Raw genomic sequence first — 26,578 nt, forward strand, 5'->3', positions numbered from 1 at the left:
AACTTAATCTTTATCCTCTTCTGCATCAGAAACAGCAGGAAATTGAGCCAATAACTCCGATACCCGCATGCCATTTTCAAAAGAAGTATCATAATGAAACTTGATATAAGGCACACTACGCAAACGCATACGCTTACCCACTTCTGAACGTATATAAGGTGCCGCTTCATTCAAAAGCTTCAAGTTATCTTTTTGGCCTTGCTCATCCGCACCTAAAGCGGTAATAAAAACTTTCGCAGAACTTAAGTCCTTACTTAACTCAACCTCGTTAACCGTGATAAACCCAATACGCGGATCTTTAATGCCTTGCTGCAAAATAATAGCCAATTCTTTTTGCATTTGCGCTGCAACTCTCGAACTACGCTTAAACTCTCTAGCCATTATATTTCACGCTTCACTTCAATGCGTTCAAAAACCTCAATCTGATCACCGGCTTTAACATCGTTGTAATTCTTCACACCGATACCACATTCCATACCCATTTTGACTTCGCTAGCCTCATCTTTAAAGCGTCTCAATGACTCTAGTTGCCCTTCATAAATCACCACGTTATCGCGTAAAACACGAATAGGTAGGCTACGCTTAACAAAGCCATCAACGACCATACAACCAGCAATCGCACCAAATTTTGGCGAGCGAAATACATCACGCACCTCAGCCAGACCAACAATTTTCTCTTTAATCTCAGGAGCTAACATGCCGTTAATCGACTTCTTAACTTCATCAATTGCATCATAAATGACACTGTAATAATGCACATCAAGTTCTTTTTCAGCAATCAATTTCCTCGCTGTTGCATCGGCACGCACATTAAAACCAATTAAAATAGCACCTGAAGCCAATGCTAAATTAGCATCCCCTTCATTAATACCACCGACACCACCATAAACAACTTTAACCTCAACTTCTTCATGCGACAAACCAACTAATGAGGCACGTAAAGCTTCTAAACTACCCTGCACATCCGTTTTAATAATAATATTTAAGTTGGAGGTTTCACCCGCTGCCATCTTAGAGAATACCTCATCTAATTTAGAAGCTTGCTGAGCGGCATTACGCATCAATTTGCTTTTATCTTCTCTATGTTCAGCAAGTTCTCTGGCTGCTTTTTCATTGGTAACAACAATAAAATCATCCCCTGCATTAGGTGTGCCTGATAAGCCAAGAATTTCAACTGGAGTAGAAGGGCCTGCAACCTTCACACTTTTTCCCAACTCATTAAACATCGCTCGAACACGCCCGTATTCATGACCACATAAAATAATTTGGCCTTGTTCCAAAGTACCTTTTTGCACCATAACAGTAGCCACTGCACCTCGACCTTTATCAAGTCTTGATTCAACGACTAAACCAGATGCCTTACCTTCTTTAGGCGCTTTTAATTCAAGAATTTCAGTTTGTAAAATCAATGATTCAATTAAATTATCAACGCCCTCACCTGTTTTAGCAGAAACCTTAATAAATTGTACATCGCCACCCCATTCTTCAGGCACAACATTCAGTGCCGCTAACTCTTGCATTACTTTGTCAGGGTTGGCTTCAGGCTTATCCATTTTATTCATCGCCACAATAATAGGCACACCTGCTGCACGCGCATGCTCAACCGCTTCTTTTGTTTGCGGCATCACACCATCATCAGCCGCGACGACCACAATAACAACGTCAGTTACATCAGCACCACGCGCACGCATTGCTGTAAAGGCGGCATGTCCTGGCGTATCCAAAAAAGTAACTGAACCATGGTCGGTAACCACCTGATAAGCACCAATATGCTGGGTAATCCCTCCAGCTTCAGCATCAGCAACACGCGTTTTACGAATGTAATCTAACAATGAAGTCTTACCATGATCAACATGTCCCATAATCGTAACAATAGGCGCTCTAGCAAATTCTTCACGCTCATCAGCCTCAGTATGCTCAGCCAGCATTCCAGTCTCATGATCATCTTCACTTGTCATAATCGGATTATGGCCCATTTCTTCTACCAAAATGACCGCAGTTTCTTGGTCTATACTTTGATTGATAGTAGACATAATGCCTAACTTCATTAAGTGCTTAATTACCTCAGCAGCCTTAACGCTCATTTTCAGAGCTAGCTCTGAAACAACAATATTTTCTGGAATCTTAATGTCTTTAGCAACAACTTCAGTCGGCATTGCAAAAGCATGCTTAGCCTCAGCAACGAATTGGTGCTCATTTCCACCTTTTCCACGACCTGTTCTTTTACGCCCTTTCTTACCGTAGGACGTTTTAGTACCGCCTGCCGGTTTATCTGCTCTTCTGTGTACAGTTGTCGCAGGCTTAGCTGCATTTCGGCCACCACCGGGTACCGCTGCCACTCCAGATTTTCTTGCTGCACCGCCAGCCGTCGGCTTTCGTGCCGCACCACCGCCTGCCTTTCTTTCAGCTGCTGCTTTTTTAGCTGCCGCTTGTTTTCTTACTTTTGCTGCATTACGCTCAACAGACTCTTCCAGTCTTTTTGCTTTTTCAGCAGCAAGACGCTCCTCATCAGAAACTTTATTCTTCTTTTCCAGCTCAGCACGAGCGTCATCATCCACTTTTTTCTGAGCCGCTATTTTTGCATCTGCCTCAGCTTTTTCTCTTGCCGATGCTTCTCGATGCAACTCTTCTGCAGCTTCTTGCTTTTGTGCATGCTCATCAAGATCTTTTTTTACACGAGCCAGTTCAACTCGCGCCTCCTCCGTTATTGCATCTTCACGCTTAATATACGTTTTTTCCTTTTTAACTTGAATATTAATCGTTTTAGTGTCTTTTCCAGGCGTAGTTCCTTGCTTAAGTGAAGTCACCGTACGACGCTTTAACGTTACCTTCTTCGTAACTGCTGTATCAGCCCCCTCACCTTTACCATGTCGCTTACGTAAATGCGCTAATAAAGCCATTTTTTCATCTTCAGTAACGGTATCTACCTCATTATGCACCGAAATACCTGCCTCTTTCATTTGCTCTAATAACCGATCCAGAGGTATTCCAACTATGCCAGCTAATTCTTTTACTGTTTTATCACTCATTTTTCAACCTCTCCATTATCAATAGCAAACCAAGGTTCACGCGCTTTCATAATCAATTTAGCGGCTATTTCCTCATTCATATCTGAAAACTCATCAAGCAAGTCATCGACCGCTTGTTCCGCTAAATCTTCCATCGTTACTATTCCTTTACTTGCTAACTGATGAGCTAACTCATCAGTCATCCCTTCCATAGCCAAAATATCTTCAGCAGGTTCTGCTGTCTCAATTTTCTCTTCTGATGCAATGGCATTAATCAATAGTATATCTTTCGCTCGTGTTCGCAAGGTTTCAACTAACTCCTCATCAAAACCATCAATTTCCAACATCTCACTACTTGGAACATAGGCAATTTCTTCAACTGAATTAAAGCCAACCTCAACCAATACCATTGCAATATCCTGATCAACATTTAACTGCTCAACAAATAACTGCACTAATTTCCCCAACTCTTCCTGAGTATCTTTATTAACTTGATCAGCGTCACGAACATTCAACTCCCAGCCAGTCAACTCAGTTGCTAAACGAACATTCTGACCACCACGACCAATTGCCTGTGATAAGCTATCAGCCGAAACAGCAACGTCCATCGTATGCTTGTCTTCATCAACGACTATAGATTCAATTTCTGCTGGAGCCATGGCATTAATAACAAACTGCGCTTCATTCTCATTCCATAAGATGACATCTATACGCTCACCATTTAATTCATTAGAAATTGTCTGCACTCTTGAACCACGCATTCCCACACAAGCGCCTACTGGATCAATACGAAGGTCATTACTACGTACTGCAACTTTAGCTCTTGAGCCAGGATCTCGCGCCGCGCCCAACACATCAATCATCCCTTCACCAACCTCCGGCACCTCTAATCTAAAAAGAGCCAGCACAAACTCAGGGGCGGTTCGACTAACAAACAATTGCGGGCCACGAACCTCAGTACGCACTTCTTTTAAATAACCACGGATTCGATCACCGACTCGAACCGTTTCTCTTGGAATCATATGTTCACGCGGTATAAAAGCATCTGCATTACCACCCAAATCTATATAAACACTACCTTTTTCAATACGCTTAATGACACCGGTAACTAATTCACCCACTCTATCCATATAAGCGTCAGCAACTTTCTTACGCTCAGCTTCACGCACCTTATGAATAATAACTTGTTTTGCTGCTTGCGCTGAAATCCGCCCAAATTCAACTGATTCTATTTCATCTTCAATAAAATCACCAACCTCAATATCTGGATTATCTATTTGCGCAACTTGCAATGAAATTTGTGTCGTAGGAAATTCAACCCCCCCTTGAAACTCATCACTTTCTTCAACAACTTGCCAGCGCCTTAATGTTGAATAGTCACCCGTATCACGATTGATAACGACACGAACTTTAACTGGAAATTCGTAACGTGAAACAGTCGCACTTTCCAAAGCAGACTCTATCGCTTGAAAAACAATATCCTTCTCAATGTCTTTTTCATTTGAAAAAACATCAACTATCAATAAAATTTCTTTATTTACCACAAGACCCCCTTAAATCGAATAGTCTGGCTCAAGACGCGCTTTAGACATCGTCTGAAATGGAACTACATAAACCTGACCATCCTGTTGAAGATAAACATCACCTTCTTCAACTTTTTCGATCAACCCTGTTATATTTCTTCTGCCCTCGACAGGCTTAAATAAGTTAACTTTAGCCCTATGGCCAATAAACTGCTTGAAATGTTCTATCTTAAAGAGAGGCCTTTCCATACCCGGTGATGAAACCTCTAAATTATACTCACCTGCAATAGGATCCTCAACATCCAGCACCCCACTCACTTGATGGCTCACAGCCGTGCAGTCTTCCATACCTACACCGTGCTCTCTATCAATAAAAATACGTAGTAACCCATGCTTAGGGTGAGGATTATATTCAACCCCAACACATTCATACCCCAGGCCTTCCACGACCGGCTCTATTAATTTAAGTAAAACTTCAGGAGCTTGCTTCATCACGCCTCACTTTCTTGTACACATAAAAAAAGAGGCTATAGCCTCTTCCATTGAAAACCGAACATATAACTTCTGTACTACAAGCTAGAAACATAAAAGCCCCTAAAAAGGGGCCTTTAAAATATCTGGTAGCGGGGGCAGGATTTGAACCTACGACCTTCGGGTTATGAGCCCGACGAGCTACCAAGCTGCTCCACCCCGCGATTTATTTTTTATATTATACTGAATAATCCGATTCTAGCAAGTTTAATTTCAAAATACTTTAAATGAAAATCATCTTTTACATTTAAACTAGAAACAAAAAATCCCTGAGGAGATATCTTTAGAATACCTGACAGGGAAAACTATGGAATGTGCATGAAAATAACATTCTGAAAATTATCATGCACGCTCCTATATACCGCCCATTTTCTTCGAACTATAAAATAAACGCATCACAGTGAACTATCAGTCCACCAGAAGGTGTCATAGGTAAAAAATTAAACTTACCTCACTATTCACATTTACTACAAGCGGATCAATGCAAATTACCCTTATGAATATTGGAATGCATTGTTTTATAATTTTTGGGGTCTAAAAAATTAAAATGCACTACAGCATCGAAAAGTGGTGTTCTTTTTATTTTATATTGCTTAGTATAGTCTTTATCGCCTTTAATAACCTCCAGCTCTGCCAACCCTAAGAACACCAAAAAGCGCTGACATACTCTGAAGCAATAACAATGACGAAAACTTTCTTCTGGGGAGAAGTAACTCCCCTCCTCCATTTCATCTAACACCATCGGGAAGGCTCGTAGAAAATCATCCTCATACACAGACGTAAAAGTCATTTTTTCACCATGCTGTTTTAACAAATACAGCGCAAATAAAAATGACTGCTGTATAAGCGGAGTATCGCTATAGCGATCCCAGTAACCCCAATTAAATTTACGGCAATAAGTTTTAAAAATAATAGGATAAATACCTTTCACACCAAAGTTGTTGTCAATTTTTTGGTATTTTTTTGTTACATAGAAGCGCCCTTTAGTTTTGCGCAGAAACCCCGCCAACTCAAGGGTAATTCGCGCTACATGTAACTCAAAAAAATCATCCTCTTTATTTACCTTATGAACGCCAGAAAAATCTGGATCAACATACAATTTATTGTAATCACTCCACACATCTCTACAAAGTTTCTGAGGGAGATTTCCATTAGCTTTTGTTGCTTGCAGCCCTGTTTCATCAATAGCTGAAATAATCCCCTCGATTAACATTAAGATAGGAGCACTAGGCTCAATGAGCAATTGCTCAGAAAACTGAAAAAGTTCAGGAGTATCAAAAGCAAAATTAAGCATTCGAAAAACTTGCTCAGAAGATAGCCCCAAAAAGTCATCATGTGGCTTATGATTTTGTTTTGCCACAAGAGTATCTGTTACTGCCTGCAACTCTTCTATTGAGTCAAATTCTTGATCTGACAATAATTCTGTTAATTCATCACTTACCGCAGATGATGCTGATAAACAACAATATTTATATTTTTTACCACTACCACAAGGGCAGGGATCATTTCGACCAATTTTCATTTATTAAGCTCCTGCAAAGTTTATACCCCTTATATAGCGAATTTAGAAATTTCGCAAAGATCATACCTAAAATGGCAAGCCCCTTTTGAAGGATAAAACAGATAAAGCACCAAAAGAAAATACTATGACAAAAACAACAGACATAAAAAAAACGGTTCAGTAAAATTACTATCATTGACAATAATTTTACTGAACCGTTTTCAGTATTGGTAGCGGGGGCAGGATTTGAACCTACGACCTTCGGGTTATGAGCCCGACGAGCTACCAAGCTGCTCCACCCCGCGATTTATCTGACCATCATAGGCGACTAATTGCCTTCTGACAAGCTTATTTTTCAATTAGACTAAAAACATTAAGACCAGCCCAGCAAAAATACCCGCAATAATATCATCCAGCATAATACCAAAGCCACCAGAAACCTGCTGGTCGATCCATTTAATAGGCCAAGGCTTGATAATATCGAAAGCTCTAAATAACATAAAGCCTATTATTAAATTTTGCCATGAAAAAGAAACAAACCACAGAGTAATTAATAAACCAGCAATTTCATCCCAAACAATACCGCCAAAATCATGCTCTCCTAACAAATCTGCCGCCTGACCACAAATCCAAATACCCACTATAGAACATAATACAGTTACGATACTATAAATAATAAAATCAGCTTGCACCAATAACAAATAAATAGGTACTGCCGCTAAAGTCCCAAAAGTACCCGGCGCTTTTTTCGCCAGTCCCGAACCAAAACCAAAGGCCAGACATAACACAGGGTTAGTCAGTATCTCTTTGGCTGTTAATTGATTTTTTCCTATTTTTCTCATGAGACTCACTATTTTTTATGAAAAATGTTCGAAGCCGCCTACGACAAAATCAGACACCTGCCCTGCACGCTCCAGCCTTAAACCTTGCTCTTGTTCAATAATACCAATACAGGTACAGTCAATACTTAGTTCTGCTACGTTTTCTGGCGCAACCGTAAAGCACAATTCATAATCATCTCCTGCAATTAAAGGCATGCGCCAATCCCGTGTATCATTTATATACGCCATAACAGCATCAGATACAGGAATTTTCTGATAATCCAACCTAGCACCGACAGAACTTTTCTCCAAAATATGCCCCAAATCAGCCACCAAACCATCGGAAATATCTACACAGGCATTAGCCACAGAGCGAAGCGCCAATCCTTCAACCACTCTTGGCTCCGGCGTATTAAATCTATCTAAAACTGGCAAACCCTTATCGCCCACATAACCTTGCTTAACCTTCAAACCTAGCCCTGCATCACCGATACAACCTGTCACATAAATCAAATCACCAACCTTTGCCGCTGAGCGACGCAACGCTTGCTGCCTAGGTACCAAGCCCATTGCTTGAATAGTTAAAGTTAGAGGCCCAGATGTCGTATCGCCACCAATCAAATCGACAGCATATTTATCAGCTAAAGCAAATAAGCCTTGAGCAAAACTTTCCAACCATAAAGCATCAACTTTTGGCATAGTCAAAGCTAATGTTATAGCAACTGGCTCAGCACCCATACTCGCTAAATCACTTAAATTGACAGCCAATAACTTATACCCAAGATGCTTAGGGTCTACATCAGTAAAAAAATGCACGCCCTCAACCATAGTATCGACGGTAATTGCCAACTCAAAACCTTCTGGCACAGCAAGCAACGCACAATCATCTCCTACAGCTAACTGCGTACTCCCCTGCTTGGCAGGGCGCGTAAAAAATTGCTTAATTAAATTAAATTCTGCTAGTGCCATATAGCTAATTTTTCTGTAACTGCTGCAGAGCTTTATTACGTTCCTGTACTTGGCGTTCCATATCTAAGAGCTTACCACTTAAATCCTCTGACCTATTCGGCGCATAAACCTTATCTGTCCTATTATTGAATTCCTCAACCGTCTGTAATTGAAAATGTACTGATTCATTCGATATCTTTATTCTTTTACTTACTTTTTGTATATGTTCTGATTCAAGCGGTACCTCACTATCACTCTTTGGAGCAAGCATCTGTTCCAGAGCTTGTTCTGATGCCAACACACGCTGTTGCTGAATTTTCTGCAAATCCTGCTCTTTAATATATTTATTTTTTACTAAAAAGCTCGCTGCTGAATTCTCAGGACAGTTTCCTTTTTTATAGGTCACTTTCCCCTTGAACTCACATTTAGTAATAGCCTGTACGGGTTGCACAAAGCCAAACAGTAAAAAAACGATTACAAACTGCATATATCCCTCACATGAACAAGACCAAGCACTTTAACATAGCCAGAGAAAATCCCTGAATTTAATTAAGCTATTTTTTCGAAACCCAAACAGAGTTCAAATTAAGCGATTTTTTCATTTTAATCGCATAAGCTGCCGCTTCCGATTTATCTTTAAATCCGGCTACTCGCACCCTAAACCACCTAACGCCCTGCACATCAACAGGCACTACTTCCGCTGGAATGCCTTTCTGTTTATATTCTTGTACTTTTTTATCGGTATACCATCGCTGCTTAAACGAAATTAAATTTACCACCCATTCTTGCGCCACAGCATGCTTAACTGCTTTACGCTTAACTTTTACACGCTTTGAACTAACTATCTTAGCCTCAAGAGCAGCTAATTTTTCATCTATATCAACTAGACGCTGATCTATTAACGTCTGAATTTCCTCTGTATTTATAGAGTTCATCTGCCCTTGCAGCGCATTCAAGCGCTCAGGTATATTATTAATAAGTACCTGCATACTTTGCACACTCAACTGCAAATCTGCAATTTTTGCATCATTGGGATCTGCTAATTTAATTGCAGGCACTGCCAAACGATCCTCAATATCCATCAAGCTTTCCTGCATACGCTCAACACTTGACTGCACTCCCGAGTTTAAAACAACAACAGTAATCCCTACAATCAAAGCTATTACACCAACAACTAAAGCACTAATACTCCACACTTTAAGCTTCTTATTAGCCTCATCCAACTCTCTATTAGCTTTTTTTTGATTTTTGACCACCTTATCCAAAGCTTCAGAAAAATTAAGCCCTAATTTTAATTCAGCCAACTCACTTTCTATCTGAGCAACCCTTTCACTCTGATCATTGGTCATCACTGAATTACTTGAACTAGGAGTAACGGCTGCATCAACTCTCTCAGGGACAACTTCAGGATTTGCTACAGCAGCAGCCTGCTCGACCTGATCAGGCGTCGATAATTCTACAGCTTTTTCTTTAAGCTCATCATCATCAGCAGAAATATCAAAATCTGCCAATAAAAAATCATCCTCCTCATCATCAACTGAAAATTCATCAATCTCAGTCATACTTTCAGTAGAATCTACATCCACTTTAGGTTTTTCCTGCATAGCGACCTCAATACCTTCTTGCTCAGCTAATAAATCATCAGCAAATGCACTCATTTCATCGTCAGTAAGCACAGATGATGGCTCTGGAGCGGTGCTAGCTTCAACCTTTGTATCAGTGGCTTCATTCTCTCCCTGATCATCCGCAAATTCATCAATCTCTTTATTACTCAAATCAGCTGCCTGCCCCTGCTCCGCACTAACACCATCCAATAAAGAATCCACTAAATCATCAACGCTTTCAGAAAACTCATCATCTAAGGCCTCATCACTCTGACTATCACCTAGCAAGCGGTCAATCGCATCATCACTATCAAGTACATCTTGGTCATTATCCACTTGATCGACAGTATCCTGCAGCATTTTATCTAAATCATCATCGAAACTGCTGTCAGCTTGTTTATCTTGTTCAGAATCAGCCATTTTCCTGCACCTCTTGCACAATAAATCTAATCAGATTAATTTTAACATTAAATCAAAACGCCAATAATGTAATCTATAGCGACCAATCATTACTTTTATAAAGCATTTATTAATGATAAATAGCCAACCACACTCAAAGAAATTTATATTCACTCTCCTTTTCATATTTATGCTACGCTAAAGTTATATAAGCATTTCCACACGCACAAGGAGCCAGTATGTCTAGCGTTACTTTAGGTAGTCCCGTACCAAATTTTGAAGCAATATCTACTGGGGATAAATCCATCCAGCTATCCGACTACCGAGGAAAATACCTTATTTTGTACTTCTATCCCCGCGACAACACGCCAGGTTGCACAACCGAAGGGCAAAACTTTCGCGACAAAATAGCTGAATTTTCAGCATTAAATGCCGTCATTTTAGGTGTTTCTCGTGATAGTGTGCGTGTGCACGAAGGCTTTAAAGCAAAACAAAATTTTCCGTTTGACCTACTTTCTGATCAAGAAGAAAAATTATGTACTTTATTTGATGTCATTAAAATGAAGAACATGTACGGCAAGAAAGTACGTGGCATAGAGCGCAGTACTTTTCTCATTGATCCTAATGGCATATTAATTCACGAATGGCGAAAAGTGAAAGTCAAAGTGCATATTGATGAAGTACTACAAACCTTAAAAGAGCTAGGAGCATAGATATGAATATCAGCGCTAATAAAAAATTATTCGTTTTAGACACTAATGTTTTAATGCATGACCCCGCTGCTTTATTCCATTTTCAAGAACACAATATTTTTATCCCAATGATTGTACTTGAAGAGCTTGACCATGCCAAAAGAGGCGTAACTGAAGTTGCTAGAAATGTACGCCAAGTCAGCCGGTTTATTGATGATTTATTAAAAGGCACGGATCAGAATGACATCAAAGAAGGGCTCGCTCTTTCACAACTACAAAGCTCAGGACAAAAAGAAAATGCCCTTGATGGTCGTTTATTTTTCCAAACACAACACATGACTTCAGAGTTACCTGCTTCAATGCCAGGTAGTCTAGCTGATAATTCAATTCTCAGTATTGTTCTAGCCTTAAGCAAAGAATATCCAAATACGCAAGTTATCTTGGTTTCTAAAGATATTAATATGCGCATCAAAGCCGCGGCACTGGAAATAAAAGCTGAAGATTACCATAGCGACCAAACGCTCGATGATATTGATTTACTTTACAGCGGTTCTACCGCTTTACCTGAAGATTTTTGGGAAACCCATGGCAGTAAAATGGAATCTTGGGTTGAAGACGGTCATACCTATTATAAACTAGCAGGCCCACTCGTTGCAGGCTGGTTTCCTAGTCAATATTTATATATAGAAAATGGCTCTGACTCTGATTTTGAAGCTATCGTCCGCAGTATTGATAATGATACAGCCACCTTGGAATTAGCAAAGAATTATCGTGAAGGTCACCATATGACATGGGGAATTAACGCTAAAAATAGAGAACAAAACTTTGCTATTAATGTATTAATGGACCCAGAAATTGACTTTGTCACTTTACTCGGCACCGCAGGCACAGGAAAAACATTGCTTGCATTAGCCGCAGGTCTAGCACAGACCATGGACGACAAAACGTATAAAGAAATCATTATGACACGCGAAACAGTACCTGTTGGTGAGGACATAGGTTTCCTACCCGGCACAGAAGAAGAAAAAATGACACCATGGATGGGTGCTTTAATTGATAACCTTGAATTACTAGGCGATCAAACCGAGAACAGTGACTGGGAACAAAACGTCACAAAAACAATTGTTATGAACAAAATTAAGATTCGTTCACTTAACTTTATGCGTGGTCGCACTTTTTTAGGTCGTTACCTTATTATTGACGAAGCACAAAATCTAACCCCTAAACAAATGAAGACCCTTATCACTCGCGCGGGCCCCGGTACAAAAATAGTGTGTATTGGTAATTTATCCCAAATCGACACCCCCTACTTAACGGCGACTAGTTCAGGCTTAACTTATGTCGTGGATAAATTTAAGTCATGGGAACATGCCGCACATATCACTTTAAAACGTGGCGAACGCTCACGCTTAGCCGACCATGCCTCAGAAATTTTATAAAAAAATTGCTAAATCATTTTATTACAGGCGAATCCAGTAGATAATAGCCTATCTGCTGGATTTGACATATTGCGATAACAACGATAACTTAATGGGTTGATTTTTAAAAACCTCCGCAATTACAATACAACTCGCTATATAGCCACTTTTTAAGAGCCACGAATGGAAGAATTTCACCGTATTAGTCGTCTACCGCCTTATGTTTTTAACATTGTTAATGAATTAAAAGCAAAAGCACGCGCACAAGGCGAAGATATTATCGACTTTGGCATGGGCAATCCAGACCAACCTACTCCGCAACATATTGTTGATAAAATGGTGGAGGCTACACAGCGCCACGACACACATCGCTATTCAGTATCTAAAGGAATTCCTAGGCTGCGCCGCGCCATAACTAATTGGTATAAAAGCCGCTTTAATGTCGACCTAGATCCAGAAACTGAAGCTATTGTCACCATTGGCTCTAAAGAAGGTTTAGCACATTTAGCATTGGCAACACTAGGCCCTGGCGACACGGTTATGGTGCCTAACCCCGCTTACCCTATTCACCCTTATGGCGTCGTTATTGCCGGTGCTGATTTACGCCATGTAAAAATGGTACCAGGGGTGGATTTTGTTGAAGAATTACATAAAGCAATCACGGAATCTTGGCCTAAGCCTAAAATGCTGATTCTTAATTTTCCTGGCAACCCTACCTCACAGTGTGTGGAGCTGGAATTTTTTAAGCGCATCATCGAAGTCGCTAAAGAGCACAAAATATGGGTAGTACATGATATTGCCTATGCGGACATCGTGTTTGATGGCTATAAAGCCCCTTCTATTTTGCAAGTTCCCGGCGCCAAAGAAGTTGCTGTAGAGTTTTTCTCATTATCAAAAAGCTATAATATGCCTGGCTGGCGTGTTGGCTTTATGTGCGGAAACCCTGAATTAGTTGCAGCACTTGCTCGCATTAAATCTTATTTGGATTATGGTATGTTTACCCCTATTCAAATTGCAGCCATCACTGCTTTAGAAGGCCCACAGGATTGTGTTGCTGAGATTTGTGCAATGTACAAAGAGCGGCGCGATGTGCTGTGCGATGGCCTCAACTCAATAGGCTGGAATATAGAAAAACCCAAAGCTACCATGTTTGTTTGGGCGCCGATTCCTGAGGCCTACCAAGCTATGGGTTCAATTGAGTTCTCTAAAAAGCTAATTACCGATGCCAAAGTTGCCGTCTCACCAGGTATTGGCTTTGGTCAATTTGGTGATGACCATGTACGTTTTAGTTTAATTGAAAATGAACACCGCACTCGCCAAGCTGTTCGCGGACTCCGTGCTATGTTCAAAAAAGATGGCCTGATTTGATATAATAAATTTTTTATAAGGCGGATTTTTTAATCCACCTTTATTAATATACACACTAGATCAACTAATTATAAAACCTAAGCAGGAGCATAGGTTAAATGTAAAGGACTTACCTGTTTATCTATACATGCTCAGGAGTTTGATTTGAAGCCAGTAAAAATAGGCGTTTTAGGTTTAGGCACTGTCGGCGGCGGTACTGTAAATGTCTTAAAACGTAATGCCAAAGAAATTTCACGCCGCGCAGGAAGGGAAATTGTTGTCACCTGTGCCTCGGCAAGAGACCTAACTCGAAAACGTTCGTGCGACACCCAAGACATCCGCTTAAGTACTGACCCCTACGAAATTATTAATGACTCTGAAATAGACATTGTTTTAGAATTAATCGGTGGCACCAGTTTAGCTAAAGAGCTTGTTTTACAAGCAATAGCCAACGGCAAGCATGTCGTCACTGCTAATAAAGCCTTAATAGCGCTACACGGTAACGAAATTTTTTCAGCAGCCAGTAAAGCCAATGTCATCGTCGCTTATGAAGCTGCGGTCGCTGGTGGCATTCCTATTATCAAAGCAATCCGCGAAGGCCTGAGCGGTAATCATATCAACTGGCTAGCAGGCATAATTAATGGTACAGGCAACTTTATTCTCACAGAAATGCGCGATAAAGGTCGTGATTTTAATGATGTACTTAAAGAAGCACAAGCGCTAGGCTATGCTGAATCAGATCCAACGTTTGATGTTGAAGGCATTGATGCCGGTCATAAATTAATGATTCTCGCCTCCATTGCTTTTGGTATCCCACTACAATTTGAAAATGTTTACACCGAAGGCATTACCAAAATCACCCGTGCTGATGTCGAATATGCCAATGAATTAGGCTACCGTATTAAACACTTAGGTATTGCCCGTAAAACCAAGGCAGGTATAGAGCTTAGAGTGCACCCCACCCTAATACCTGAGCGCCGTTTACTGGCTAATGTTGATGGCGTAATGAATGCCGTTTTAGTCAATGCCGATGCCGTTGGCCCAACTTTATACTATGGTGCTGGCGCTGGCGCAGAAGCTACTGCTTCCGCAGTCATTGCGGATGTGGTCGATGTCGCGCGCGCTTTAACTCTCAACTCAATTAATAAAGTTCCGCATCTTGCCTTTCAAGAAGACTCTATTGCTGACTTACATATTTTGACACACGAGCAAATAGAGACCGCCTATTACTTGCGCTTAACGGTTGAAGATAAACCCGGCACCCTAGCACAAATCACCCAAATACTTGCACAACAAAATATCAGCATCGAAGCTATTTTGCAAAAAGAGCCGCTACCCGATCAAACCCTTGTCCAGATTATTATGCTCACGCAAAAAACCATCGAAAAAGAAATGGACGATGCCATTTCTACAATTAAAAATTTATCATCTGTTACCGGTCAGGTAACACGCATCCGGCTTGAAACATTAGGATAATTACCCATGGCAACACATACACGTTACACAGGCTTAATCGAACATTACAGAGACCGTCTTCCAGTCAGCGACTCAACACGAATTATTAGCTTAGGCGAAGGTAATACGCCACTTATTGAGTTACATAACATTCCTAAGTTGATTGGCAAGAATGTTAAAATATATATCAAATATGAAGGCTTAAACCCAACAGGCTCATTTAAAGATCGCGGCATGAGTATGGCCGTCACTAAAGCTGTTGAAGATGGTAGCCAAGCAATCATTTGCGCATCAACAGGTAATACGTCTGCAGCCGCAGCCGCTTATGCTGTCCGCGCTGGCATTAGAGCCTTTGTTTTAATTCCCGAAGGCAAAATTGCTCAAGGAAAATTAGCACAAACTTTAATGTATGGTGCAGAAATCATCCAAATCAGAGGTAACTTTGACGAAGGCATGAGCTTGGTTAAACAAGTTATTGATCATGCGCCAGTGACTATTGTTAACTCAATTAACCCATTTCGAATCGAAGGCCAAAAAACGGCTGCTTTTGAAATTGTTGATGAATTAGGTAGAGCGCCTGACTTCCATTGTTTACCTGTGGGTAATGCCGGTAATATTACCGCTTACTGGAAAGGTTATAGCGAATACGCCAAAGAAACCAACGGAATTGCCGCAGTAAGTAGCAATACACCTGTTATGTGCGGCTATCAAGCAGCCGGTGCTGCACCTTTCACCGCTGGAAAAATGATTGATAACCCAGAAACAATAGCAACGGCTATTCGCATTGGTCATCCACAGTCTTGGGATTTAGCGTGGAATGTACAAAAAGAGTCAGGCGGCTGGTTTGATAGCTTTTCTGATGAAAAAATCCTCGCTGCACAAAAAATGCTCTCTGCTTATGAAGGTATTTTCTGTGAACCTGCTTCAGCGACTTCATTAGCTGGCGCATTAAATGATATTGCCACTGGAAAAATCCCTGAAGGCAGTACAATTGTTTGTACCTTAACAGGTAATGGCTTAAAAGACCCTGATACGGCAATTCAACAGTGTACTGAGACACACCCTGTATCGGTTGATGCCTCTTTAGATGCAGTAAAAAAAGCAATATTAGACAATATGTAAGAATAAACTTGGGGTGGGCACTGCTCACCCTTTACTATCGTGCATACTCAATAAACTCCACTTCACACTCTCGTTAAAAACAGCCTCTATTGTTTGTAACAGGGAAGTAAAAAAATATAATCATCCAAAATATATTTATAAGCTATATTTTTCAAGCGGAACAACTATGAATTCCTCCCCTCGCCCTTCTCGTAGATCGTACGAGCAAAGGGAAAGCAGAAAAACCAATCGGCTTACTTGGTTAATGAACCGAGGAATGAATAGGCTCCACAATAACTATCTGCTCTATAACATCTTGAACCTTATGCATAGTTGAAAAATCTAACTCACAGCCATTAAACATATCCATCACCGCCCCACTTAGCAAAGCCTTATGATCGTTCGTTATATGTAAATCTTTTTCCAAATCGAAACTAGGCTTAATATCCATCACATCTAAATCAAAAATATCAGCAAGTACAAAATAAACGGTCATAGTCATCATATTTTTGATAGTATCCACTTCACTTGCACCTAATTTTCCACACATAAACTACACCTCAAAATTTAAAATATCTTAAGGTTTATTTAAGCATTTAACAGGCTCTATAAACTTGCTCTAGTAAGCATTTATAAATTTTTGAACATGAACTCGATCACATATTTTCATTTGTCACCTCAATACAAGATGGCAATAAGCAGTAAAACAGTTACAAATAATTTTGTGGAAATCTACCCAAAAAAAACCCCTTGACGCAATAGATGACCAGTCGTATATTAACTACCCAATGAAGATTAGCAAACAAATCAAACGCAATAATTTACTTGACCAAGGTGTGCATTTACTCATGACGCATGGCTATCATGCTGTGGGGATCAATGAAGTTGCCAAGGCAGCTCAGGTTTCTAAAGGTTCTTTTTACAGTTACTTTGATAGCAAAGAGGCTTTTGCAGTAGAAACCATTAGCCACTATATCGAGCCGTTTATTCAGCTATTAAAACAACATATTGAACACTCGCCTGAGGATGCCTTAGCAGCTTTAAAAAATTACTATGCCGAGCTGATTATTGCTGCTGCAAAAAATGGCTATAAAGGGGGGTGTTTACTGGGCAATATGATAGGAGAAGTCGGTGATACCAGTGAGCTTTGTAATCAGGCACTGAAATCGGCGGTTGAACGCTACCGATTATTGCAATATAAAGCCTTATTGCAAGCACAGACACAAGGCACGGTACGCCAGGATAGAAGTGCTGAAATGATGGCCAATTTATTGGTTAATAATTGGCAGGGCGCATTATTACGTATGAAAATTGAGCAATCGGTACAGCCATTGCAAGAATTTTGTGAGACTTTATTAGACGATTATTTTATCGTCAAGGAAAAGTAAAGCCATCATAAAGCAGAGCGATACAGTGATACCGCTGTATCGCTTTTTTAAACGACCAATTAAAGATGACTGGTCATATAATAACAAGAACAGGATTTTATAATGAACTCAGAAAAAACCTTAATGGATTTTGTTAAACAAGCAAAATCACAAATCCAAGAAATTGATGTTTCTGAAGTGCAAGCACTATTAGAGGAAGGCTACCAGGTTCTAGATGTACGTGAACCTGCTGAATTTAATGCAGGCACTATTGCAGGCGCATTAAATGTGCCGCGCGGTATATTGGAGCCAGCAGCAGATCGGCAATATGCAGGTCGTCGTGACGAATTGCAGGATCGTGATAAAAAATGGTTGTTATTTTGTGCCAGTTCTGGACGTTCAGCCATGGCAGCGGTTGTTTTACAACAGATGGGCTTTACCCATATTAAGAATATTAATGGCGGCATGAATGCTTGGAAAGAAGCGAAATTAGCGATCAGCACACCACAATAAATGAATAGCGTTATAACAAAACTGCATAGCAGTGTGTTTTTACTAGCGACTAAGGGATGATAACTCAACAACAATAATAAATACTTGAGGAAGAATAATGAAAAAAATAGCTGTTTTAAAAAAATCCCTGCTGACGATAGCTTTACTTTGCCCAATAATGGCTCAGGCAGAAGTCTTGGCATTGGTCAATTATGAAAGTAAACCGGGGCAAACACCCAAAAAAGAAGGTTTAGCAATTATTGATATTGACCTTGAGTCGGCTAATTTTGGCAAAATTGTAGAAAATATTCCTTTGCCTGTCGGTGTTGTCGCACACCATGTTTTTTACAATAAAGATGTGACTAAAGCCTATGTGACAGGGTTAGGAAGTAATCCATTACAAGTAATGGATATGACAAAAAAGCCGTACAAGCTTGAGACCATCTCCGTACCAAAATGTCAGGTCGCTGAAGATATGGTTTTTTCAGCGGATAAAAAAAGATGGTTTTTAACCTGTATGGGTTCAAGCAATGTCATTATGGGAGATGCACAAACCGATCAACAAATTAAAGTGATTTCTGCGCCTAAAACAGCCTCTAGCAAGCGCTTTATTAGTCGCCCGCACGGTATTGGCTTAAACGACAAAATTAATCGGATTGTGGTTGCCAATACGGTCAGCCCTGATTTAAGTGAGTCTGAAGAAACGATTACTGTTCTGAATGCGCGGAGTGGTAAAGTGCTTTCGACGCATAAAATGTCAAATAAAGCATCACCCTCAGGCGTTGCCCCTGTTGAAGCCGTGTTTGTCCCTAAATCTAATCCGGAAAGGCTTTATATTACCAATATGTTTGGTAACACCTTGTGGACTGGGGTATGGAACAGCATGAGTTTAAGCTTTAGCTTTTCGCCTGCGTTTGATTTTAATCCCTTAAAGCAAGGGGTGCCTTTAGAGATTTATTTTAATCATAAGCTTGACCAAATGTATATCACCACGGCAAGCCCTGGCTACTTAAATATTTTTGATATTAAAAATCCTGCCAAGCCTAAATTGCTAAAAGCCATTCCTACGGCCAATGGCTCACATCATACTGTGTTATCACCTGATGAACGCTATGCCTTTGTGCAAAATAGCCTGTTAAATTTACCCAATATGAGTGATGGCTCTATTACCGTGGTTGATTTAAAAACGCAGCGCGTTAAAACCAGTATTGATACCTTTAAAGATCAGGGTTTAAATCCAAATTGTATTGTGATGATGCCAAAATGGCACCATGACGATGCGCATTAGTCTTCTGGTTTAAACCTGAAGACATTCTTGATATAACAGATATGCTACTACAGGCCCATCATATCAATCGTTATATCTTTTTTAAACGATCAGTTAAAGATGACTGGTCAACTATTAGGTAGGAGGCATTATGCCAAAGTATATTATTGAAAGAGAAATTCCTAATGCAGGTCAATTAAGCGCAACTGATTTGCAACAAATCTCACAAAAATCCTGTTCTATTTTGCAGGATATGGGGCCGAAAATTCAGTGGCTAGAAAGCTATGTCACCGCTAATAAAGTGTATTGTGTTTATATCGCCCCTGATGAACAGACCATTAAAACCCATGCCGAGCGTGGTGAATTTCCTGCTAATTCAATTGCGGAAATTAAAACCATGATTGACCCAACAACTGCCGAAAATAGCTAGGAGTAAAGGTTATGAAAATACAATGGGATGAAAAACAATGTAGTCATTCAGGGCTATTCGTTAAGTCATTACCTGAGGTTTTTAAGGTTGAAAATGGGCAATTTATTATTGAGCCTGACAAAGCAGCTGAAAATGAAGTCGTTAACGTCATCAAGCAATGTCCGTCTAGTGCGTTAAAACATATTGATTGATAGGCTACCAGCTTAAAGCGGGATAAATATTCATGCAAAAAGTAGGGTGGGCAGTTTTTTTTGCCCACCATTAAGGATGCATCACGGTGGGCAGAAGAGATTGCCCACCCTACGATTTATAAGCTGTCCCAGTCTAAAGAATTTAATTGATAAAACAGCACCGCTAATACAGGCGGGTAGATTTGATAATATTGTCGATTTGTTATCGCTAGTCTCTGATAACATCGCATTTATAGATGAAGCAGCACTGCAAAAAACCACTAAAGTCGCTGAAGAAGTTATGGCATTGGGCTGGACGGGTGGAAACGCAGTGCGGATGGCAAATGCACAAACAGAAGCATTGGAAAAACCACCTGGGCTATTTTCGTTAATGAGTTCTCTAAATGATCCAGATGTTCGCCGCGCATTGCATTTTTTTATCGGGACTATGCGGATTATTGGTCGGCAGATGAAAAATGATTGATAGTTAATGAAAAACCAGAGGATGGTTAAAGGTATTATTCCTTTTGACTGTTCTCTGGTTTGTTATTATACAAGGTAAGTCAATATGTTGATGTTTGAATACAAAGATATTAGCTGGTGGTATTGGCTGGTAACAGCAATACTGCTTACGGGTGGCGTGTTGGGAAATGGTGGGGGCTTTATGCTGGCAATCGGCCTGACCTCTTTCCAACTCGTCCACTATATTTTTCGGGCAGGAAACTTAAAAGATTTTCCTGTTCAAGTGCGTTTCTGGTATCTCATGCTTTTATTAGTTTCATTGCCAGAATCGATGCAGTGGTTATATTGGGTTCCATATATTGGCACTTGGGCGCAGATAATTTTTGGTTATTGTGCCATGGCACGTATGGTTTCACTTTGGCCATGGAATCGAGAGGAAGCCTTTTCATTCAGTCTTTTAAATAAAACATTTTTATCACGCCCAGTTAGAGGCAGTGTTCAACAGGGATTTTCTGGGTATAAAGAAGACTAAAGCCTCTAATCTTCTATAAATAACTGGTCCAGCTGTTTTTACGTTTAAAAGGTCGATCAAAAAAAGCAAGCTGGCAACATATACAGCACTGCCAGCCTTAGAAGGGCTGGCTGTCGGATTATTGAAGACTCCCTAACTCAACTACTCAACTACTCAACTACTCAACTACTCAATAAAAGTTTCGCTGAAATCAGCAAAGTCACCAACTCAAAAGCTCGCTTAATCCAACGATTACCATGCTTAATTGCCAAATGCGTTCCCCAATAACCACCCAGTAAAGAACCAAGCAACAAAGCTGGGAGCCAACTCCAACGTATCGCACCATACAAACCTAAAGTCACCGCGCCCGAGCCATTCCAAAACAAACCAACCAGAATCAAAGTGTAGGCAATCGCTCTCTGATAATCCATACCAAACCAACCGACTAACCATAGAGTAACAAATAACCCTGTTCCTGAGGTTAAAGAGCCATTTAAAATTCCCAAAAAAAACAACACTAATCCACCGATCATATAACCTCGATAATCTCGGTTTTTACTGCGATAATTCTGTCCTAAATCAGGTTTTAATATAGAGTAAACGCCTAAACCGCCAGTCAAAATACCCAAAGCAATCATAGCAATACGGTCAGGCACAAAAAGAATCACGCGTGCTCCAATAATAACTCCCGGCACACCCGCTCCCAGAATCAAAAGAACAAAATAACGTTCCAATGGACTACTTTTTAAATAACGTAAAGCCGCACCTACTCCCAGTGCGACACTGGCGATTTTATGTGTTGCTAGAGCCACTGAAAAACTTAACCCTAAAAAAATCAAAGCAGGAAATTGAATAAGTCCCGCTCCGCCACCACTAAATGAGGAAAAGGTATTGGCTAACAAAGAGATGCTAAAAAGTATTAGCTGTTCAATAAAATCCAAAAGAGGCACCTGCTATTAATTAATATATTATTCGGTATTCTACCCAGCGATTTACACACCGACCAATAATTTACCTAGAATTTATTATATTCATCTACTTTTGACTAATTTCTTGACACCAGCAAGTGGCTGTGCAAATGTTATAACTTCACAATGTAAACAAGGAACCTCCATGACTATTTCTATAGGCGATCATTTACCCGCAGGCCAACTGACTGAATGCACTGAATTCGATAGCTCAACAGCCTGCCCAACTAATCCACAAACACTAGATGTCATAGAGCAATCGCAAGGTAAAAAAATTATCATTTTTGGTGTACCTGGCGCCTTTACACCACTTTGTTCTGCACAACATTTACCCGGTTATATTAAATATGCCGAACAACTTAAAGCAAAAGGGGTCGATGAGGTCTGGTGTTTATCAGTCAATGATGCCTTTGTTATGGCTGCTTGGGGTAAAGAACAAAATGCTACAGGGAAAGTACGCATGATGGCTGATGGGAGTGCAATCTATACTCGAGCTCTGGGTTTAGAGCGTGATTTAACTAAGGGTGGCATGGGTATTCGTTGCTTCCGCTTTGCTATGCTTGTGGATAGTGGTGAAGTTAAATACTTAGGCGTGGAAGGATCTGGAGAATTTGAGAGGTCTAAAGCAGAAACTCTGCTTAAATTACTGTAATTTTTCAGGGAAAGGTGATACCTATATAAATATATACTGGCTATGGCAGCCTTAAAAGGCAAGCGCATTAGATACTGCGATATTAAGCAATATCTGAGCTTTTACAAAGCAGTCAATTATTATCTGCTATTATGCTAAAATTAACTGTCTTCGAATGGACCATGACTATATGCGAATTTTTCAGGCAGTATTAATAGCTTACACAAGGAAAATACTAGTACACTATTTTGCCATAGCCCTAGTCTTATTAGGCTTTTTTTCTATTAATTCTGTTTTCGCCTCCGTAAAAGCTAGCAATAAACTCGTAAAAATAGGTGTTTTGGCTTACCGTCCAAAAGCAGAAACCTTAGCTCACTGGAAACCTTTAGAAAATTACTTCAAAAAAACAATACCTCAGCGTAATTTTATTATTGAGGCTTTCACTGTCCTTGAGCTTGATAATGCTATAGCCACACGAAAAATTGATTTCGTCCTCACTAATCCAGGGAGTTATATTCAACTCAAAGAACGATATAACTTATCTTCGCCCCTGGCAAGTCTGGTCAAACAAACAGATCAACATACATTAACTGCGTTTGCAGGCGTTATTTTTACTTTAGCAACACGTGCCGATATTAACCAACTTAAAGACCTACAAAACCAGCATATTGCAGTAACTAACACGTATTCACTCGGTGGCTATCAAATGCAAAGTTTTGCTTTATTTCAAGCGGGTCTTCCATTACCCAAACCAGAACAGCTGCTTATCACCGGAATGCCACATGATAATGTAGTTGATGCTGTGCTCAACAAACAAGCCGATATTGGCTTTGTACGTACCGGTGTATTAGAGGCTTTACAACAAGAGCATAGCTTAGATTTATCGCACCTAAAAATTATTAATAAGCAAAATATTCCTAATTTCCCTTATCTGTTATCAACTCGTTTATACCCAGAGTGGCCTATTGCTGCACTATCCCATATTGACTCAGACCTTGCTAATCAATTTACTGCTGCCTTATTACTATTCCGTAATAGTTCCGAGAAAGTGAGTGGCGTGATAGGCTTTAACATACCGATGAACTATTCACCGGTAGAAGATATTTTACGTGCCCTACGCGCCCCTCCTTTTGACTCAGTCCCTCATTTTACTCTATTGGATATCTGGAAACGCTATCCATTCCAAATTATCATTGCCACCATCGCACTATTGCTGATCTTAGTGCTTGGCCTGTATTTATTAATTTTTAACCGGCGTATTATTCAGCAGCGCCTGCAAATAATAGAAAAAGTTGAGCAACATAGCACGTTACTCAATGCGTTAGCTGAAGGTGTTTACGGGCTCGATAATCAAGGCCGTTGTACTTTTATCAACCCTTCTGCACTAAAACTACTGGGTTACACTGAAGTTGAAGTATTAGGCAATCATGTACCAACGTTATTTCATAGCTATCATGTCCATGAATGCCCAGTAATACAAACTTTACTTGATGGAAAAACACGTAGGGCAGAAGAAAAATTTGTGTGTAAAGACGGTCATTTAATTACCGTAGCCTTTAATGTAGCGGCTATACATTTACCTAATACAAGCTTAGGTGCCGTCGTCGCTTTTAGAGATATTACTCAAGAAAAACAAATTACTGACCGTAACAAAATGCTAGTGACCGCATTAGAAGCATCGCAAACAAGTGTAATGATTACTGATACATACGGTAATATAGAATGGGTTAACCCGGCTTTCGAAAAATTAACGGGGTATCATGCTACCGAAGCGATAGGACATAGACCGTCCGAATTAATTAAATCGGGACAACAGGATAGCCGTTTCTATAAAGCTTTGTGGAGAACCATTCGGAGCGGCAAGCCTTGGCAAGGTGAAATCATCAATCGTCGTAAAGATGGTAGCTTATATGATGAAGAATTAAATATCTCGCCCGTCGTTGATGAGACAGGGAAGATCCAACATTTTATTGCCGCCAAAAATGATATTTCCAAACGCAAACAGATCGAAAGGCGCATCAAACATTTAGCAGAACATGATCCCTTAACAGGCTTACCTAATCGCACCCTGCTCAGTGACCGTTTAGAACAAGCTTTACATGCCGCCAAACGAAATAAAAAGCACTTAGCACTCATTTTTCTGGATTTGGATAAGTTTAAACCCGTCAATGATGAGTATGGCCATGCGGTTGGTGATTTATTATTAAAAGATGTCGCAACACGTATTATGAGCTATCTACGTGAGTCGGATACAGTGGCGCGTGTCGGTGGAGATGAATTTATTATTTTATTACCTACTATTGAAAGCCAGAATGATGCGTTTATAGTTGCCGAAAAAATTCGCCATGCGCTTAACCAACCCTTTATTTGCCAAGAACACGTATTATCTATAGCCGCTAGCTTAGGAATTGCCAGCTATCCTGAGCATGGCCAAGATGAAGTTAGTCTAGCAAAAAGCGCTGATATTGCCATGTATTATGCTAAAGAATCTGGCCGCAATAATGTCCAAATCTTTACCCAAAAAATGCGCGAAGACCTAACTAAGTCAGCTATAGTAACAACCCAATAAAATTTAAAGGATGATCCCAGGCTTATGCTCTTCTCACAAAAAAAATTAACGCTACCCAATGCAGCTGAGGCATTAACTGGCCGAAATACGCCACTATGCACGCCTGAACCACACTTTGTTACAGGCAAACCTATCGCACCACCTTTCCCTGCAGCACTGCAAACAGCCATTTTTTCCTTGGGCTGTTTTTGGGGAGCAGAACGTTTTTTTTGGCAACAAGCAGGTGTATTTAGTACAGCAGTGGGCTATTCCGGAGGTATCACCCCAAACCCTACTTATAAAGAGCTTTGTACGGGTTTAACTGGGCATACTGAAGTCGTAAAAATACTCTTTGACCCAAAGCAAATAAGCTACCAAGATTTACTGATTTTATTTTGGCAAGCACACAACCCCACACAAGGTATGCGTCAAGGAAATGATATAGGTACACAGTACCGCTCAGCCATTTACGCCACAACGGATGAGCAACTTAATACAGCTCTAAGTTCCAAGCAACACTACCAACAACGCCTTACTCAAGCCGGACTCGACAAAATTAGCACTGAAATTTTACCCGCCCCCCAATTTTATTATGCGGAAAATGAACATCAACAATATTTAGCTAAACACCCCGAAGGCTATTGCGCTCTAAGTGGCATAGGCGTATCTTTCAATCATTAGTAGAGCGGACTTCAGCCCGCTTGTATTGAGAGATACTGCCAATTAAAGTGAAGATTAAGCTATAGTGATGTAGCCCTGTGTGAAGCTTGCGGAATACAGGGAAATCAGCGCATTTACTTCCTAATATTTCGTATAATTTAAGATCTAGTTAAAAACTGAACCCTCAGCGGATTAAAGTCCGCCCTACGAATAATCGACTTTACTTTATATCAACCCCAAGGAAGCCACTATGGGACAAGAAATAAACATCAGTGCATTTAACCCAAGTGACTTTACTCAGTTTTATCAAAAATTAAACCAAGAAACTGAGTGCTTAAAAGATTTAATCAAGCAAGGGCATTGCTCACAAAAAGCACCTATTGCTGGTTTTGAAATAGAGGCCTGGCTTATTGACGATACCATGCAAGCTAGCCCTAATAATGCCTCTTTTCTAGCCACCCTAAATGACCCTTTAGCCTTTCCCGAATTAGCTAAATTCAATATTGAACTAAATAGCATCCCCGAAAAACTAATAGGCACAGTCTTCAGCAATCTACACAAGAATCTAAGTCAAACTTGGAATAAAGCCTGTACACACAGCAATTCTCAATTTAGGATTTCTCATATTTCTGGTATCGGAATTTCTAGCCCTCTCAGCATAAATTCCAGTAATGATTGCCAGCTATCAAAGTGCATGTAACGAGTAAGCGCCCTTATATCATCA

Annotated in this window: 27 protein-coding genes and 2 tRNA genes; 16 read left to right on the plus strand and 13 right to left on the minus strand. The window is 40.2% G+C overall.

Going from position 1 to position 26,578, the window contains the following annotated elements; genetic code table 11:
* Positions 1–3 precede the first annotated feature (3 nt).
* The 11 genes from rbfA to BQ7314_RS09345 form a co-directional block, all read right to left on the minus strand.
* Positions 4–381, minus strand: a complete 378-nt coding sequence (rbfA, locus tag BQ7314_RS09295; RefSeq protein ID WP_174483419.1) for a 30S ribosome-binding factor RbfA — start codon at positions 379–381, stop codon at positions 4–6.
* Positions 381–3,029 (minus strand): translation initiation factor IF-2, encoded by a 2,649-nt coding sequence (gene infB, locus BQ7314_RS09300; RefSeq protein WP_174483420.1) that lies wholly within the window; start codon positions 3,027–3,029, stop codon positions 381–383. The genes rbfA and infB overlap by 1 nt, the downstream gene beginning before the upstream one ends.
* Entirely contained in the window at positions 3,026–4,552 is a 1,527-nt protein-coding gene (gene nusA / locus BQ7314_RS09305; RefSeq protein ID WP_174483421.1) for a transcription termination factor NusA, read from the minus strand. Before nusA ends, infB begins: the two co-directional genes overlap by 4 nt.
* A 9-nt stretch (positions 4,553–4,561) precedes the next feature.
* Positions 4,562–5,023 (minus strand): ribosome maturation factor RimP, encoded by a 462-nt coding sequence (gene rimP, locus BQ7314_RS09310; RefSeq protein WP_174483422.1) that lies wholly within the window; start codon positions 5,021–5,023, stop codon positions 4,562–4,564.
* Between the two features lie 126 nt (positions 5,024–5,149).
* A tRNA-Met gene (locus BQ7314_RS09315) sits at positions 5,150–5,226 on the minus strand.
* Between the two features lie 314 nt (positions 5,227–5,540).
* A complete protein-coding gene (locus BQ7314_RS09320; protein WP_174483423.1) occupies positions 5,541–6,584 on the minus strand; it encodes a YecA family protein in 1,044 nt (347 codons plus the stop codon).
* 207 nt (positions 6,585–6,791) lie between these two features.
* Positions 6,792–6,868, minus strand: a tRNA-Met gene (locus BQ7314_RS09325).
* Positions 6,869–6,922: 54 nt separating this feature from the next.
* Complete coding sequence (locus tag BQ7314_RS09330; RefSeq protein WP_174483424.1) at positions 6,923–7,405, minus strand: phosphatidylglycerophosphatase A family protein; 483 nt, start codon at positions 7,403–7,405, stop codon at positions 6,923–6,925.
* 15 nt (positions 7,406–7,420) lie between these two features.
* Complete coding sequence (gene thiL, locus BQ7314_RS09335) at positions 7,421–8,353, minus strand: thiamine-phosphate kinase (protein WP_174483425.1); 933 nt, start codon at positions 8,351–8,353, stop codon at positions 7,421–7,423.
* Positions 8,354–8,357: 4 nt separating this feature from the next.
* Positions 8,358–8,819, minus strand: coding sequence for a hypothetical protein (locus BQ7314_RS09340; RefSeq protein ID WP_174483426.1), 462 nt, complete (start codon positions 8,817–8,819; stop codon positions 8,358–8,360).
* A gap of 67 nt (positions 8,820–8,886) precedes the next feature.
* Positions 8,887–10,356, minus strand: coding sequence for an SPOR domain-containing protein (locus tag BQ7314_RS09345; protein WP_174483427.1), 1,470 nt, complete (start codon positions 10,354–10,356; stop codon positions 8,887–8,889).
* 218 nt (positions 10,357–10,574) lie between these two features.
* On the opposite strand from BQ7314_RS09345, the gene BQ7314_RS09350 reads away from it, so the two are divergent.
* The 5 genes from BQ7314_RS09350 (at position 10,575) to thrC (ending at position 16,369) form a co-directional block, all read left to right on the plus strand.
* Entirely contained in the window at positions 10,575–11,048 is a 474-nt protein-coding gene (locus BQ7314_RS09350; RefSeq protein WP_174483428.1) for a peroxiredoxin, read from the plus strand.
* Between the two features lie 2 nt (positions 11,049–11,050).
* Positions 11,051–12,466: a PhoH family protein gene (locus tag BQ7314_RS09355; RefSeq protein WP_174483429.1), complete on the plus strand. Its 1,416-nt coding sequence runs from the start codon at positions 11,051–11,053 to the stop codon at positions 12,464–12,466.
* Between the two features lie 162 nt (positions 12,467–12,628).
* Positions 12,629–13,813 carry an alanine transaminase gene (gene alaC / locus BQ7314_RS09360; RefSeq protein WP_174483430.1) on the plus strand — a complete coding sequence of 395 codons (1,185 nt, stop codon included), beginning with the start codon at positions 12,629–12,631 and terminating at the stop codon, positions 13,811–13,813.
* A gap of 144 nt (positions 13,814–13,957) precedes the next feature.
* Positions 13,958–15,268 carry a homoserine dehydrogenase gene (locus BQ7314_RS09365; protein WP_174483431.1) on the plus strand — a complete coding sequence of 437 codons (1,311 nt, stop codon included), beginning with the start codon at positions 13,958–13,960 and terminating at the stop codon, positions 15,266–15,268.
* Between the two features lie 6 nt (positions 15,269–15,274).
* Positions 15,275–16,369 carry a threonine synthase gene (gene thrC / locus BQ7314_RS09370; protein WP_174483432.1) on the plus strand — a complete coding sequence of 365 codons (1,095 nt, stop codon included), beginning with the start codon at positions 15,275–15,277 and terminating at the stop codon, positions 16,367–16,369.
* A gap of 241 nt (positions 16,370–16,610) precedes the next feature.
* Here the strand turns inward: thrC and BQ7314_RS09375 are convergent, their stop codons facing one another.
* A complete protein-coding gene (locus BQ7314_RS09375; RefSeq protein ID WP_174483433.1) occupies positions 16,611–16,898 on the minus strand; it encodes a hypothetical protein in 288 nt (95 codons plus the stop codon).
* A 238-nt stretch (positions 16,899–17,136) separates the two neighbouring features.
* Between BQ7314_RS09375 and BQ7314_RS09380 the strand changes: the two genes are divergently transcribed.
* The 7 genes from BQ7314_RS09380 (at position 17,137) to BQ7314_RS09410 (ending at position 21,068) form a co-directional block, all read left to right on the plus strand.
* The gene (locus BQ7314_RS09380) at positions 17,137–17,736 is read left to right on the plus strand and encodes a TetR/AcrR family transcriptional regulator (RefSeq protein ID WP_174483434.1); all 600 of its coding nucleotides are present in this window, start codon (positions 17,137–17,139) and stop codon (positions 17,734–17,736) included.
* A gap of 102 nt (positions 17,737–17,838) precedes the next feature.
* Positions 17,839–18,228, plus strand: coding sequence for a rhodanese-like domain-containing protein (locus BQ7314_RS09385; RefSeq protein ID WP_174483435.1), 390 nt, complete (start codon positions 17,839–17,841; stop codon positions 18,226–18,228).
* A 97-nt stretch (positions 18,229–18,325) separates the two neighbouring features.
* Positions 18,326–19,495, plus strand: a complete 1,170-nt coding sequence (locus tag BQ7314_RS09390) for a YncE family protein (RefSeq protein ID WP_174483436.1) — start codon at positions 18,326–18,328, stop codon at positions 19,493–19,495.
* A gap of 130 nt (positions 19,496–19,625) precedes the next feature.
* Complete coding sequence (locus BQ7314_RS09395; RefSeq protein ID WP_174483437.1) at positions 19,626–19,904, plus strand: DUF4242 domain-containing protein; 279 nt, start codon at positions 19,626–19,628, stop codon at positions 19,902–19,904.
* A gap of 11 nt (positions 19,905–19,915) precedes the next feature.
* The gene (locus BQ7314_RS09400; protein WP_174483438.1) at positions 19,916–20,095 is read left to right on the plus strand and encodes a (4Fe-4S)-binding protein; all 180 of its coding nucleotides are present in this window, start codon (positions 19,916–19,918) and stop codon (positions 20,093–20,095) included.
* Between the two features lie 76 nt (positions 20,096–20,171).
* Positions 20,172–20,558: a helical membrane plugin domain-containing protein gene (locus BQ7314_RS09405; protein WP_174483439.1), complete on the plus strand. Its 387-nt coding sequence runs from the start codon at positions 20,172–20,174 to the stop codon at positions 20,556–20,558.
* A gap of 84 nt (positions 20,559–20,642) precedes the next feature.
* On the plus strand, positions 20,643–21,068 hold the full coding sequence (locus BQ7314_RS09410) for a hypothetical protein (protein ID WP_174483440.1): 426 nt from the start codon (positions 20,643–20,645) through the stop codon (positions 21,066–21,068).
* A 161-nt stretch (positions 21,069–21,229) separates the two neighbouring features.
* On the opposite strand, the gene BQ7314_RS09415 is transcribed toward BQ7314_RS09410, so the two are convergent.
* On the minus strand, positions 21,230–21,988 hold the full coding sequence (locus BQ7314_RS09415) for a sulfite exporter TauE/SafE family protein (RefSeq protein ID WP_174483441.1): 759 nt from the start codon (positions 21,986–21,988) through the stop codon (positions 21,230–21,232).
* 172 nt (positions 21,989–22,160) lie between these two features.
* Here BQ7314_RS09415 and BQ7314_RS09420 point away from each other — a divergent pair, with 172 nt between their 5' ends.
* From BQ7314_RS09420 to BQ7314_RS09435, 4 genes are all read left to right on the plus strand, one after another.
* Positions 22,161–22,667, plus strand: a complete 507-nt coding sequence (locus BQ7314_RS09420; RefSeq protein WP_174483442.1) for a peroxiredoxin — start codon at positions 22,161–22,163, stop codon at positions 22,665–22,667.
* Positions 22,668–22,986: 319 nt separating this feature from the next.
* Positions 22,987–25,215: a diguanylate cyclase gene (locus BQ7314_RS09425; RefSeq protein ID WP_174483443.1), complete on the plus strand. Its 2,229-nt coding sequence runs from the start codon at positions 22,987–22,989 to the stop codon at positions 25,213–25,215.
* A 24-nt stretch (positions 25,216–25,239) separates the two neighbouring features.
* Positions 25,240–25,875 carry a peptide-methionine (S)-S-oxide reductase MsrA gene (msrA, locus tag BQ7314_RS09430; RefSeq protein WP_174483444.1) on the plus strand — a complete coding sequence of 212 codons (636 nt, stop codon included), beginning with the start codon at positions 25,240–25,242 and terminating at the stop codon, positions 25,873–25,875.
* Between the two features lie 229 nt (positions 25,876–26,104).
* Positions 26,105–26,554: a hypothetical protein gene (locus BQ7314_RS09435; RefSeq protein WP_174483445.1), complete on the plus strand. Its 450-nt coding sequence runs from the start codon at positions 26,105–26,107 to the stop codon at positions 26,552–26,554.
* Positions 26,555–26,578: the final 24 nt, after the last annotated feature.

The sequence above is a fragment of the methanotrophic endosymbiont of Bathymodiolus puteoserpentis (Logatchev) genome (genome assembly GCF_900128525.1).
Taxonomy (GTDB): Bacteria; Pseudomonadota; Gammaproteobacteria; order Methylococcales; family Methylomonadaceae; genus Methyloprofundus.

Coding starts and splice junctions, on each gene's coding strand:
- rbfA (WP_174483419.1), bottom strand. CDS start 381: ATGGCTAGAGAGTTTAAGCGTAGTTCGAGAGTTGCAGCGCAAATGCAA.
- infB (WP_174483420.1), bottom strand. CDS start 3,029: ATGAGTGATAAAACAGTAAAAGAATTAGCTGGCATAGTTGGAATACCT.
- rimP (WP_174483422.1), bottom strand. CDS start 5,023: ATGAAGCAAGCTCCTGAAGTTTTACTTAAATTAATAGAGCCGGTCGTG.
- BQ7314_RS09320 (WP_174483423.1), bottom strand. CDS start 6,584: ATGAAAATTGGTCGAAATGATCCCTGCCCTTGTGGTAGTGGTAAAAAA.
- BQ7314_RS09330 (WP_174483424.1), bottom strand. CDS start 7,405: ATGAGAAAAATAGGAAAAAATCAATTAACAGCCAAAGAGATACTGACT.
- thiL (WP_174483425.1), bottom strand. CDS start 8,353: ATGGCACTAGCAGAATTTAATTTAATTAAGCAATTTTTTACGCGCCCT.
- BQ7314_RS09340 (WP_174483426.1), bottom strand. CDS start 8,819: ATGCAGTTTGTAATCGTTTTTTTACTGTTTGGCTTTGTGCAACCCGTA.
- BQ7314_RS09345 (WP_174483427.1), bottom strand. CDS start 10,356: ATGGCTGATTCTGAACAAGATAAACAAGCTGACAGCAGTTTCGATGAT.
- BQ7314_RS09350 (WP_174483428.1), top strand. CDS start 10,575: ATGTCTAGCGTTACTTTAGGTAGTCCCGTACCAAATTTTGAAGCAATA.
- BQ7314_RS09355 (WP_174483429.1), top strand. CDS start 11,051: ATGAATATCAGCGCTAATAAAAAATTATTCGTTTTAGACACTAATGTT.
- alaC (WP_174483430.1), top strand. CDS start 12,629: ATGGAAGAATTTCACCGTATTAGTCGTCTACCGCCTTATGTTTTTAAC.
- thrC (WP_174483432.1), top strand. CDS start 15,275: ATGGCAACACATACACGTTACACAGGCTTAATCGAACATTACAGAGAC.
- BQ7314_RS09375 (WP_174483433.1), bottom strand. CDS start 16,898: ATGTGTGGAAAATTAGGTGCAAGTGAAGTGGATACTATCAAAAATATG.
- BQ7314_RS09380 (WP_174483434.1), top strand. CDS start 17,137: ATGAAGATTAGCAAACAAATCAAACGCAATAATTTACTTGACCAAGGT.
- BQ7314_RS09385 (WP_174483435.1), top strand. CDS start 17,839: ATGAACTCAGAAAAAACCTTAATGGATTTTGTTAAACAAGCAAAATCA.
- BQ7314_RS09390 (WP_174483436.1), top strand. CDS start 18,326: ATGAAAAAAATAGCTGTTTTAAAAAAATCCCTGCTGACGATAGCTTTA.
- BQ7314_RS09395 (WP_174483437.1), top strand. CDS start 19,626: ATGCCAAAGTATATTATTGAAAGAGAAATTCCTAATGCAGGTCAATTA.
- BQ7314_RS09400 (WP_174483438.1), top strand. CDS start 19,916: ATGAAAATACAATGGGATGAAAAACAATGTAGTCATTCAGGGCTATTC.
- BQ7314_RS09405 (WP_174483439.1), top strand. CDS start 20,172: ATGCATCACGGTGGGCAGAAGAGATTGCCCACCCTACGATTTATAAGC.
- BQ7314_RS09410 (WP_174483440.1), top strand. CDS start 20,643: ATGTTGATGTTTGAATACAAAGATATTAGCTGGTGGTATTGGCTGGTA.
- BQ7314_RS09420 (WP_174483442.1), top strand. CDS start 22,161: ATGACTATTTCTATAGGCGATCATTTACCCGCAGGCCAACTGACTGAA.
- msrA (WP_174483444.1), top strand. CDS start 25,240: ATGCTCTTCTCACAAAAAAAATTAACGCTACCCAATGCAGCTGAGGCA.
- BQ7314_RS09435 (WP_174483445.1), top strand. CDS start 26,105: ATGGGACAAGAAATAAACATCAGTGCATTTAACCCAAGTGACTTTACT.